We start from the raw sequence: 11211 nt of genomic DNA, 5'->3' as shown, positions 1-11211 counted from the left end.
GGGCCCGTGGACGGGCGGCGTGGCGGACTGCATCGGCTGTACTAAGAGTGTCATAAGGGCAGACCCCCGTTTTGCGTCGTGATCGGTTACTGATGAGTTCTACGCACGGGTAACCGTGTCCTGGGTAACACCGGGTTTAATCCGCGGCGCGGGCGCGCCGAACAAACCTGCTGCATGCAGGTGGTTACGGTCGAGTAGCTATAACTGCCCTGATCAAAGCAGTTTTGTTATGTAATCGTTATGTAAAAATTTCGAGCCGTCCAGCGGCGTCAAGCGCGCTTTCGTCGCGCAGTCGAGGCGGCCTTCGCGCACGCCGCGCCGAAAAATGAGCGAACGAGTGTTTGCTGGGATCTCTAAGAGTCGCGGCCCGGTGGTGAGCCGGCGGGGTGCAGGGAGGCTAGGCCCACTGCCCGAATTGCGGCTTGAGGATCTCGTTGATGTCGACCCCAACCCCGCCGACGCTGCGTTTGTCGATCTCGACCTGATGCAAATGGGCGGCCGGGTGCGCGAATCCCTTGGGTGAACCCCAGTTGTGCTGCCAGAAATAAGAGCCCAACCCGTCGTGCAGCGCCCAGTCGATGGTCTTCGAATTGGCGTACACACCTGTGCGCTGATGACCGATCACTGACTCCCAGGATCGTAGGTAGGGGGCTACCTGCTGTTTGTACTGGTCATACGATGGGTCGTCGTCGATCGAGGCGTATATCGGCGCGTTCGCGGGCCCGCCCGCGGCGGCATGCAGTTGCATTCCGCGTTGCGCGTGCTGGAGACCGGCGTTGGCGCCGCCGAGCCAGTCGGCGGTATTGCCCTTCCCGTATTGGTAACACGAGACGATCTTCAGCCCGTTGCTGTTGAGGTCCCGAGCCTCGGCGACCTGGATCGGCTTGCCCAGCATCCAGTTGCCGCCGGGCCGCCGGTCCGACACGTACCTGATCGAGCCCACGGCACCGGCGGCCCTGATCTCGCTGGCCGGGATGACCCCGGCCGCGTAGTCCAACAACGTGCCGAGCGACGCCGACGCCGGTGCCGGACGCAGCGACGCACCGGCAACGCCCAGCCCCATCAGGGCAGGGGCCGCCGCGGCCAATTTGAGCACGTCGCGTCGCGAAACCGATGACACAGGCGTCAGGATACGGCAGGAACACCATCTGACACATTGATCACACTGGTCACATCTGCATCACAGGGGCGCATCTTTGGTTTGGCGCCGCGCCGCAGCGGGCAGCACGATGACGCTCACGGCCTCCAGGCCACGACCAGCGGTCTGGCGGCCGACCTCGTCGAGGAAGTGGGCGGCCGCCGTGTTGATCGATCCCGCCCAAGCACGGAATCCCTGCACGATCACGGGGTCACGCTCCAGCGACGGCTGCACCCCCCGAAGCACGTCGACCACGTCGTCGGGCAGCGGGTCGGCGAGCTGCCGGTCGATCCAACTCTGAGCGAGTTCCGTCGCGGCCGCCCGGTCGTCGCCCAGCCCGATCACGTCGGCGGCGAGCTTCCGCAACCGGTCGAACAGCACCTGACGCCCCGGCGTCTCGGCCAATTGGGCCAGCAGGGTGCTGGCCGCCGGCGGCAGAACCATCTGCCCGAACAAGACCGGTACCGGCAAGTCCCATTCGTCGAACAGGTCGGCATACATCGTGGCGACGGACGCGGACAGCGGCGCGGTGAGCCGCCCGATGACGCCGATGCTGTCGCGGTGGGTGGTCGCCAGCCTGCGCAGGATGTCCTCGCTGACGTCGGAGCCGGGGCAATCGGTGGCGGCGCGAGACCGGTCGATAGCCGCGATCAACTGGTCCAGCCGGTCCCGCTGGCGCATCAGCAACGTCCGGTGCTCGTCGAGAACACCCGCCAACGTGGCGCGTCCACCCGCGACCAAGCGCTGGATGTCATTGATGCTCACGCCGAGACTTCTCAGCAGATCGATGCGGAGCAGATCGAGCACCTGTTCCACGCCGAAGACCCGATAGCCGTTCGACAGATACTCGGCACGCAGCAAACCGATTTTCTCGTAATGGCGGATGCGACCGGACGCGATGCCCGTCAGGGCCGTGACGTCGCCGATCAGCAACTGCTCAGCCACTCCTTGACCTTACAACTGTGGCAAGGTCTGTACTGAGCTGATGGAACGCGAGCAGCTAATCGACCTCACCCGCCGCGCCTTGAAGTTGGCGCGCGACAAGACCACCGATCTCGCCCCCGCCGAGCACCGCGTCGAGGCGACGTCCTATACGTCGGCCGAGCGCCACGACCGAGACCGGGCCATGATCCTGGCCAGCCCCCAGCTGGTCGGCTATGTCTCCGAGCTGCCCGCCCCCGGCGCGTACTGCACGAAGACGGTGATGGGCCGGTCAATCCTGCTGACACGAACGGCCGATGGATCGGTCAAGGCGTTTGACAATATCTGCCTGCACCGCCAGTCGCAGGTCGCAACCGGTTGCGGCAGCGCGAAGCGGTTCACCTGCCCGTATCACGCGTGGACGTACGACAACACCGGCCGGTTGGTCGGCCTGCCCGGCCGTGAGGGCTTCACCGGTGTGGCGATCGCAAGGACGGCGAAGCCGGCCGAAGCGGGTCGCCGCCAAACCACCGTGACCGCCAAGGCCGACGGCCTGACTGAGCTCCCGGCCACCGAATTCGCCGGATTCCTCTGGGTCACACTGGTTCCCGGGGCCAACTTGGATGTCGCCGCACACCTGGGCCCCCTGGCCGAAGAGCTCGATTCGTGGGGCATCGGCCGGTGGGCGCCATTGGGTGAGAAGGTGCTCGACTGCCCGATCAATTGGAAGCTCGCGGTCGACACCTTTTCGGAGAACTACCATTTCGCCACCGTGCATCAGCAGACGTTCGCCACCATCGCCCGCAGCAACTGCACGGTGTTCGACGCGTTCGGACCGCACCACCGATTGATCTTCCCGCTCAACACGATCCTGGCGCTGGACGACGTCCCCGAAGAGCAGTGGGATCCGTTCCAGAACTTGGTCGTGATCTACGCGCTGTTCCCCAACATCGTGCTGTCGGTGACCATCGCCAACGGCGAGCTGTTCCGGATCTACCCCGGCGACGGGCCCGGGAGATCGATCACCGTGCACCAGAACTCGACACCGCTGGACGTCTCCGACGAATCGGTCGCGGCCGGCGCGCAAGCCGTCTTCGACTACGCCCACGCCACGGTGCGCGACGAGGACTACCGGCTGGTCGAACGCTTGCAGACCAACCTCGAGTCCGGTGCCCGCGACCACCTGCTGTTCGGCCGCAACGAACCCGGCCTGCAGCATCGCCACCAAGCCTGGGCCGGGGCGCTTGGCGAATCAGCCGCTCTCGGTTGATGCGTCGGCGGACAGCACCGCCACGAGGTCGTCCAAAAGCGTTGCCAGCGGGTCGCTTTGCGCGGGACGCACCGTAGTCAACAGCCCGACCGCTTCATCTCGGCGGCCGCGTGCCAGCAGCTGCTCCAGCAGTCCCGCCGCCTTCTCCAAGTCCCGGTCGGCCGGTTCCATGTTCGCGACTGTGGTGGCCAGCACCTCGACCAACTCCCAGTCGCGGTACAGGGCCAACGAGCGCTCGTTGAACGCGAAGCCGGTCACCGGTTGACCCCACAGGGTTCCGCGGTAGCGGTACGGACCCTCCATGTATTCGATGGGCAGGCCGTGCGCGGGAGCGGGCACCAGCGGCTCCCCGACAATGTCGAGTTGCATTGTGCGGCAGGTGATCCGGTGCCGGTCCGGCATGTAGCGGGCGGCTGCCTGCGGCCGCACCAACGGTTGCACCGTGTCCGGCCATCGCACGTAGCTGCTGACCGTCACCTCGATGTCCTCAGCACACTCCGGCGGCATGCCGGGGTCCGGATGGCTCGTCGTGACACCCGTGAACGGCTGCAGCGCATTGCCATTGGTGCGGTCGAACTGCCGCCAGATGCTCAGGTCCACGCCGTTGTCGAAGTTGATGGTGCGCCATTCGTGGGATCGGGCCCGCGGGTCTCCCCCCGTCCCTCCGCCGCCGGCGTATTTCGGGAACCACTGCCGGTCGATGTGCCCGCTGCTGCCGGAGACCTGCTGGACGACGTCTCCCCAGCGCAGGGTGCCCGTCATCGCCATGCCGGTCTGGAAATACGAATACGTTTCGGTCTGGCCGAAGCAGCAGATCTTCCCGTTGTAGGTCGACGCACCCACCGGTGTCGGTGCACGCGTTGGTGTTACGGCCAGGTCTAGCCGCATGGGCCGACCCGACTGGTCCTGGCCGACCAGGCTGACGCGGTACGTGTACGGCAGCAGCTCTCCGTCGGCGTCGCGGCAGGTGGTCCACGACGCGGTGCCCGCGGCGCTGGAGTAGTGGATGTCGAGATGGCCTGGGGCCAATGTCAGCTTGCGCCGCGCCCCGGGCTTCAGGTTTGCCGGCGGCATGTCGTAATCCGTGAAGGTGCCGTAATCGCCGGTGTCCAGATCGAAGAGCGCCAACGTGTAGAAATCGGCGACCACGGTGCCGCCGGGCCGGTTCTTGTTGAAGATGGTCAGGAAGGCGAACGACCGACCGGTCTCGGCGGCATCGAGCTGCCCCGCGATGAACCAGGTGTCCGACTCCTGATCCGGGTGTTCGCCCTCGGCGGCGGGGAAATCCAGTTGGCTGTCGCCGGGCACCAACTGGAACGGGTAACTACGCCAATCGCTGGTCATATCGGCCCTCGCTGCTTTTTTCGCTATGTTAGCGTCAATAGAGAAATCCCGGTCACTGGCTACCTGCGCCCAACCCTCGAGGAAGTGCCCGATGACAGAAAACTCCGGCCACCGGTCTTATGACGAACTCTTCATCGGGGGTCAGTGGCGCAAGCCCGCCAACCCCCAACAGCTCGCCGTCATCTCCCCGCACTCCGAAGAACCGGTCGGCCATGTCCAGCTGGCCGGACCCGAGGACGTCGACGCGGCCGTCGCCGCCGCGCGACACGCCTTCGACCACGGGCCGTGGCCGCGGATGACCCATGCCGAGCGGATGGCCAAGGTCGAAGAGCTCGCCGCGATCTACTCCGGCCACATCGAGGAGATGGCCGACCTGATCACCGACGAGATGGGCTCGCCGCGCAGTTTCAGCCGGATGGGCCAAGGCGCTGCCGCGGCGACGCTCATCCATTTGGCGCTGGCCGCCGCGCGCGAGTTTCCGTGGGAGGAACGGCGTCAGGGCGTGCTCGGCGAAGTGCACTTGCGCAGGGCCCCGGTAGGCGTGGTCGGCGCGATCGTTCCGTGGAACGTTCCGCAGTTCCTGATCATGCCCAAGCTGATCCCGGCGCTGATCGCGGGCTGCACGGTCATCATCAAACCCGCACCCGAAACCCCCTTGGACGCTTTGTGGTTGGCGGAGATGATCGAGCAGCTGGACCTGCCCGACGGGGTGGTCTCGGTGTTGCCCGGTGGACCCGAGATCGGTGAGGCGCTGGTGCGCCACCGCGACGTGGACAAGATCGCGTTCACCGGGTCCAGCGCCGTCGGGCGGCGCATCGCGGCGCTCTGCGGTGAGCAGCTGAAGCGCTACAGCCTGGAGCTGGGCGGCAAGTCCGCGGCGATCATTCTCGACGACGCCGATATCGGCAAGACCGCCGCCGGGCTGAAAACCGCCGGCCTGATGAACAACGGCCAGGCGTGCGTCGCACAGACCCGCATCCTGGTCAGCGATAAGCGGCACGACGAGGTCGTCGACGCGCTGGCCGACATGATGTCGGCCCTCAACGTCGGCGATCCGTCGGACGACGCCACCGACATCGGACCCCTTGTGGCGCAACGACAACAACGCCGCGTTCAGGACTACATCAAGTCCGGACAGGCCGAAGGCGCCCGCGTCGTCCTCGGCGGCCAGGACAGCCCGTCAACGCGTGGTTGGTATGTGCAGCCGACGTTGTTCGCCGACGCCACCAACGACATGCGCATCGCCCGCGAGGAGATTTTCGGTCCGGTCTTGACCGTGCTGCGCTACCGCGATGAGGACGACGCGATCCGAATCGCCAACGAGAGCGACTACGGCCTGGCCGGTTCGGTGTGGACCTCCGACATCGCACACGGCCTGGAAATCGCGGCGGGCGTGCGCACCGGTACGTACGGCATCAACATGTACACGCTGGACATCGGCGCCCCATTCGGTGGCTTCAAGCAGTCGGGCATCGGGCGCGAGTTCGGCCCGGAGGGCCTCCACGAATACGTCGAGTTGCAGACGCTGGTATGCAAAGGACAGCTGCCGCCGCTATAACCACCGTCAGTGACCCCTGCCCATCATCGGGGCATATGGCGATTTCCGTTCGCGATATCACCGGCGATATCACAATCCGAACTCGTCCCATGGCCGCGGCCGTCGCTACGCCGTCTCCGGTCGCCACGACGGGTCGCGGCCAAGCCGCGCCAAAAGCTTTGCTTGCACGTCGCTTTCGTCAGGCACCGCGATCGGAACGCTGAACATTCGCGAGGAGCTCAAGGCCCGCGGGTCGGCAGGCAGGCCGTCGTAGAACCGCCGGCACCACGCGGAATCCAATACATCGTCCGCCCCCACCGCGCGGGCGAGATCCCACGTGTGCACCAAGACATCGCGTGTCAGGTTCGGCATCAAGCTGTACTCACGCAGCTGACTCAGCCTGCCGGATTCAACGGCCGCCGTCAGCGCGTCGTAGGTCAGTTGCCAGCGCGCCTGCGGATCGTCCCTCGGTCGGTCGGGCTTTAATCCCAAGGGGCGCAAGATGAGCACGTCGTGAAAACCGATCACGTGCTCGAGCACCGCCCGGGCATCCCACTCCTCGCATGGGGAGCGACGACCCCACCCGCCATGCGCCGCTCGGACGGCTTCGCCGAACCGTCGGCAGACCGCGAGATGCAGTGCGGCCACCAAATCATCGGGCACGTGCGGGCATCTGCAGGGTGAGCTCGACCGGACAGCACAGCGCGCCGTGCTGGTTGGTCACCTGGATCTCGATGTCGACGAGGCAGCGCGGCGGGTCCACCGAGGTGTCCAGTCGCTTGGCGACCGCGCGTCCCCGGCCGATCATTGTGTCGCCCGCATACACCGAGCCGGCCAGCCGCAAGGAGCGCCGCACCACCCGACTGCTCGGGCCCGCCCAGTCGGTCGCGACGCGGTCGGCGAAGCCGGCGAGGTGCATCGTGTTGACGTAGATCGTCGGATTGCCCTGGCGCTGAGCGTATTCGGGGTCGAAATGGCCCGGGAAGTAGTCCCAAGTCGCCCCCGCGTTCTCCACCACTCGCTGGTAGCTGATGTGGTCGACCACCTCGGGGAGGTCGGCGGGAACGACGATCTCGTCGAAGTGCAGGTCGCCGCCGGTCACGGGGATGCCCCGGGCGTGAAGCGGAACAACGTGTTCCGGCAGGTGGCGACCACCGTTTCGTCCTGGCGGCGGTAGGTCTCCAGCGTCTCGACGAAATGCCCCACGCCCAGCCGCGTCCGCTTCTCCGGTGACACCGACACCAGCTCTTCGACGACGGTAAGGACGTCACCTTCAACGATGGGCACCACGAACTCGACATCGTTGGCCGCGTTGATGAACGTGGTTCCCGGCAGCGGCACTCGCAGCACCAGGGATGCCGCAGGCGGGCCGACCTGTGGCTGCCACGGCGGAGGGATCAACCACCCCATCAGCAAGGCCGGAGGCGCCAGCAGACCGCCCCATTTCCGGCGGGCGAACTCGGCGTCCCAGTACGACCGATTGCCGTCGCGGACCATCGCGGCGAACAACTGGATGCGGGCTCCGCTTACCGCCGTCGCCGCAGTGCGCGGCTCGCTTTTCGCGCCGACCATGCGCAGCGCGTCTTCATAGGTGCCGAAGGCCAGCTGGTAACTGAGGTCCGGATCCACGCGGCTCACATAACGAGCGGGTGCCGACTGGGCACCGAATCCCATTGCAGTGCACGGGAAGTGAAGTACCAGCCGCCACGCTCGTAGATCAGCGTGTCCCGGAATATCCCCGTGGCACGTAGCGTGGTGTCGCCGTACATGCTGGCGAAAAGCAAGACGACGCAACGCTGCACGGCGTTGACCCCGTCGACCCTGATCTCGTGGTCGACCGTGACCAGCCGTTGTCCGTCGCCGCCATCGAACGCCGCACGCAGATCGTCGAACGTGTCACCATCACGCTGGTAGGTGGCACCGGCGTGGCGGAACGTGGCGATCCAGCGCTCGCGATCACCCTCGGAGTATGCCCGGTTGTGCCGGGCGTTCAGATTGAGAATGGCAGCTCGGCCCGTGGCGGCCTGCAACATTTGCTGTTCCTGATAGGACATGGTCATTTCGGTCTCCAGCCTCTCCCGGGAAACGACTGCCAACGAGCGGACGGATGTAACGGTAAAGTAACTTGCCGACTAATACGTAACATTAACGTAACTTACCGGCTAACGATATAGCCCTGAGCTTCACGATCCCACGCCTCCCGAGTCACCCCCCGCTCGCGCAACAAGTCCTTGCGTATCCGCCCGATGACCGTCTTCGGGAGTTCGCTGACGGTCTCCACGTATCGGGGCACGCAGAAGTACGGCATCCGGGCCGAGCAGAAATCGAGCAGCTCGGCGTAATCCACTGTCGCCCCCGGTCGCAACGTCACGATCACCAGAATGTCGTCTTCGCCCAACGCGCTGGGCACCCCGATCGCGGCGGCTTCCGCGACGGCGGGATGGCTCGCGACCACGGTTTCCACCTCGACCGAGGACACGTTTTCACCGCGCCGGCGAAGCGAATCCTTCCTGCGGTCGACGAACGTGAGGTTTCCCTCCGCGTCGAGCAGGCCGACGTCGCCGGTGCGAAACCATTCCGGGTGCGGAATGACCCGCATGCCTTGCGCGACATAGCCTTCGCTCATCACGTGGGGATACCGGGGCCGGCAGGCGATTTCCCCGACCGCGCCTGCGGGTAGCGGATCGCCGCCCTCGTCGACGATCCGCACGTCGAAATTCGGGTTCGGCCGGCCCGAAGTTCCCGGCACCCCTTCGTCGGCCAGGGTCTTTACGGCGATCGGAAACGCCTCGGTCATCCCGTACATCGTGACAATGCGGCAGCCGTAACGCTTTTCGATGTCGCGATAAGCCTTGGCGTCGATCGGAGCCGCCGAGATGAATCGCAGCGGCAAGTCGGCGTCACGCGGATCCGCCGGCAGGTTGTGCAACATCGACACCATCGCGCCGGCGCCGGCGAAGCCGACGGCACCGCGGGCGCGTATGTCCTCCCACACCCGGGCGGGGTGAAACGCTTGTGCCAGCACAGTCGTCGCTCCGAGCAGCATCGGGGCGAGCACGCTGGGTGCCGCGCTCAAGTGAAACAGCGGCATCGCCGTCCACAGCACCTCCCCCGCGCGCAATTCCCACGCCGAAGCGACCGTCGCGGCCACCGTGAACAGGTAATGCCAGGTCGTAGCAACCGCTTTCGACGACCCGGTGGTGCCCGACGTGTAAAAGAGACAGCCCAGGTCCTCCACCGCCACGCCGACGTCTGCGACCGCACGGGAGCCACCTCGGCTCAACTCGTCGGCAAGTGAATCACCCTGCAGCACAACGATCGGGGCGGTCTTCAACGCCCCGGCAACCTCGTCCACCCGGGGCCCACGCTCGGCATCGGTCAGGATCACCTTGGCCTGCGACAGCCGCAGGGCGTGTAGCAGGAAATCCCGTTTGTTCGCGGCATTGACGGCGGCGCTCACCGCGCCGATACGCGCCGCGCCCAACCAGAAGTAGACCCACTCCGGGCAGGTTGCGGTGAACAACGCCACGCAATCGCCGCGGCCGACGCCCAAGTCCGCGAGCACGTTGGCGGCGGCGCAGGAGCGCTGCCGCATCTGCTCGAAGGTCACGTCGACGCCGGCGATCGACATCATCACCCGGTCGGGATGTTGCTCGGCCCGCCGATCGAGCACGGCTGGGACCGTGAAACTTTCGACGCCGAAGTCGGCGGGCCCGAGAGGTCCGCTCCGGTCGGGGCTCATCGGACGGCCGATCAGGCTTTCGCGGCCGCCGGGTCGGGCTCACCGTCGGCCGTGTACCCGAAGTCGGACGGCGAAGGCTGCGTGCCCGGGTAGAAACGGTGCGCCCAGCGGCGAAGCGCGGCATAGTCATGCGCCTCTTCGGGAGCCAGGTTCGGCTTCTCCAGGTACTTCATGTTTTCCCACGTGAAGAAGTCCTGCTTGATGACCTCTTGCTGCAGCGCCAGGAATTTGGCCGCGCGACCGGTCGGTGCGTCCCCGGTGTCGCCGGGCTCGCGGACGGACGCCTGCGTGTAGAAGTAATCGGTGTAGTCCTCGTCGACCGGCGTCTGCCCGGTCACCTGAACCGTGGCCACCAGCTCGCTGGGGAAGCGGACCACCCCCAGCCCCAGCGAGTAGTTGTCGTAGATGATCTTGGCGTCGACCGGCCCATTGGGGGTCAGCCAGGTAGAGGCGCGGCCGCCGCCGAAGTGGGCGTTGACGGTCGCGTGCAAGTGGTAACCGGACACTTCGAACGACGCGGTGGTGGCCGGATTGGCGGCCTTGTGCACGTATTGCACGTGATACGGATCGGCGGCGTTCTCGATGATCATCTGCGGGTGCACCTTGACCCGGTTGATCATCTGCGTGTGCGGGTGCAGTGGGTAGTACTCGTTCGTTTCCAGTTCAGGCAGCACCGGAGGCTGCCAGTACGGCGCCCGCCCGTGCCGCTCGTGCCACACGAGCACGAAGCCGTACCACTCCATGCTCGGGTACGTGCGGATGCGGACGTTGTTCTTGCACCCGATCTTGCTGTACGGGATCAGCGCGTTGCTGCCGTCACCACGCCAGCGCCAGCCATGCCATGGACAGACGATGTTCTCGCCTTCCACGGTGCCGCCGACGCCGAGGTTGGCGCCGAGGTGCTGACAGTAGGCGTCCATCACGTGCACCTGGCCGGACTCGGTGCGGAAGATGACGAGTTCCTCACCGAAGTAGTGGGCGCGCTTGACCTGACCGGTGGTCAGGTCCGAGCTGAAGGCGACGATGAACCAACCCGTCGGGAACCGATAGGTCGACAGCGCGATGCCGGCCTGTCCGAACTCGCGTTCCGAGGGATCCCCGGCCGCATCCGACGCGGGGTCAGAAATTGTGTGCGTCACGAACTCTCCATATCCCGCCCAGACCAAGGCGAGTCGAGCGCAACTTGGCCGCCCTTCACTCACCGCGGTTCGACGACAAGGTCTATTTTTACTATTTTAAGCATTGAACGTCAACGCGGC

General features: G+C 65.8%; 11 protein-coding genes. 2 read left to right on the top strand and 9 right to left on the bottom strand.

What is annotated here, in order from left to right:
- Window positions 1–397: 397 nt before the first annotated feature.
- Both A5697_RS04505 and A5697_RS04500 read right to left on the bottom strand, forming a co-directional pair.
- Entirely contained in the window at window positions 398–1120 is a 723-nt protein-coding gene (locus A5697_RS04505) for a DUF1906 domain-containing protein (protein WP_068008373.1), read from the bottom strand.
- A gap of 60 nt (window positions 1121–1180) precedes the next feature.
- Window positions 1181–2083, bottom strand: coding sequence for a MerR family transcriptional regulator (locus A5697_RS04500; protein ID WP_067947094.1), 903 nt, complete (start codon window positions 2081–2083; stop codon window positions 1181–1183).
- 40 nt (window positions 2084–2123) lie between these two features.
- Here A5697_RS04500 and A5697_RS04495 point away from each other — a divergent pair, with 40 nt between their 5' ends.
- A complete protein-coding gene (locus A5697_RS04495; protein ID WP_068008371.1) occupies window positions 2124–3329 on the top strand; it encodes an aromatic ring-hydroxylating dioxygenase subunit alpha in 1206 nt (401 codons plus the stop codon).
- Here A5697_RS04495 and A5697_RS04490 read toward each other — a convergent pair.
- Entirely contained in the window at window positions 3312–4673 is a 1362-nt protein-coding gene (locus A5697_RS04490) for a lipocalin-like domain-containing protein (protein WP_068008368.1), read from the bottom strand. The genes A5697_RS04495 and A5697_RS04490 overlap by 18 nt on opposite strands.
- Before the next feature lie 91 nt (window positions 4674–4764).
- Between A5697_RS04490 and A5697_RS04485 the strand changes: the two genes are divergently transcribed.
- Complete coding sequence (locus A5697_RS04485) at window positions 4765–6231, top strand: aldehyde dehydrogenase (RefSeq protein WP_068008363.1); 1467 nt, start codon at window positions 4765–4767, stop codon at window positions 6229–6231.
- Window positions 6232–6336: 105 nt separating this feature from the next.
- On the opposite strand, the gene A5697_RS04480 is transcribed toward A5697_RS04485, so the two are convergent.
- The 6 genes from A5697_RS04480 to A5697_RS04455 all read right to left on the bottom strand — a co-directional run bounded on the left by A5697_RS04480 (window position 6337) and on the right by A5697_RS04455 (window position 11091).
- Window positions 6337–6873 carry a maleylpyruvate isomerase family mycothiol-dependent enzyme gene (locus A5697_RS04480; RefSeq protein ID WP_231971973.1) on the bottom strand — a complete coding sequence of 179 codons (537 nt, stop codon included), beginning with the start codon at window positions 6871–6873 and terminating at the stop codon, window positions 6337–6339.
- Entirely contained in the window at window positions 6863–7312 is a 450-nt protein-coding gene (locus tag A5697_RS04475; protein ID WP_067947104.1) for a MaoC family dehydratase, read from the bottom strand. Before A5697_RS04475 ends, A5697_RS04480 begins: the two co-directional genes overlap by 11 nt.
- Window positions 7309–7782, bottom strand: coding sequence for a MaoC family dehydratase N-terminal domain-containing protein (locus tag A5697_RS04470; protein ID WP_197500915.1), 474 nt, complete (start codon window positions 7780–7782; stop codon window positions 7309–7311). Before A5697_RS04470 ends, A5697_RS04475 begins: the two co-directional genes overlap by 4 nt.
- 62 nt (window positions 7783–7844) lie before the next feature.
- A complete protein-coding gene (locus tag A5697_RS04465; protein WP_067211385.1) occupies window positions 7845–8270 on the bottom strand; it encodes a nuclear transport factor 2 family protein in 426 nt (141 codons plus the stop codon).
- A gap of 95 nt (window positions 8271–8365) precedes the next feature.
- Window positions 8366–9952, bottom strand: a complete 1587-nt coding sequence (locus A5697_RS04460; RefSeq protein ID WP_068008360.1) for an AMP-binding protein — start codon at window positions 9950–9952, stop codon at window positions 8366–8368.
- 11 nt (window positions 9953–9963) lie between these two features.
- On the bottom strand, window positions 9964–11091 hold the full coding sequence (locus tag A5697_RS04455; RefSeq protein WP_156673154.1) for an aromatic ring-hydroxylating dioxygenase subunit alpha: 1128 nt from the start codon (window positions 11089–11091) through the stop codon (window positions 9964–9966).
- Window positions 11092–11211 lie beyond the last annotated feature (120 nt).

Source organism: Mycobacterium sp. E3251, from assembly GCF_001666835.1.
GTDB lineage: Bacteria > Actinomycetota > Actinomycetes > Mycobacteriales > Mycobacteriaceae > Mycobacterium.
Note: the sequence above shows the minus strand (reverse complement) of the source record. Positions and strands in the feature narration are given on the sequence as shown.

What these genes read in the sequence shown, in the direction of transcription:
- A5697_RS04495 (WP_068008371.1), top strand. Translation starts at nt 2,124, where the DNA reads ATGGAACGCGAGCAGCTAATCGACCTCACCCGCCGCGCCTTGAAGTTG.
- A5697_RS04490 (WP_068008368.1), bottom strand. Translation starts at nt 4,673, where the DNA reads ATGACCAGCGATTGGCGTAGTTACCCGTTCCAGTTGGTGCCCGGCGAC.
- A5697_RS04485 (WP_068008363.1), top strand. Translation starts at nt 4,765, where the DNA reads ATGACAGAAAACTCCGGCCACCGGTCTTATGACGAACTCTTCATCGGG.
- A5697_RS04470 (WP_197500915.1), bottom strand. Translation starts at nt 7,782, where the DNA reads ATGGTCGGCGCGAAAAGCGAGCCGCGCACTGCGGCGACGGCGGTAAGC.
- A5697_RS04465 (WP_067211385.1), bottom strand. Translation starts at nt 8,270, where the DNA reads ATGACCATGTCCTATCAGGAACAGCAAATGTTGCAGGCCGCCACGGGC.
- A5697_RS04460 (WP_068008360.1), bottom strand. Translation starts at nt 9,952, where the DNA reads ATGAGCCCCGACCGGAGCGGACCTCTCGGGCCCGCCGACTTCGGCGTC.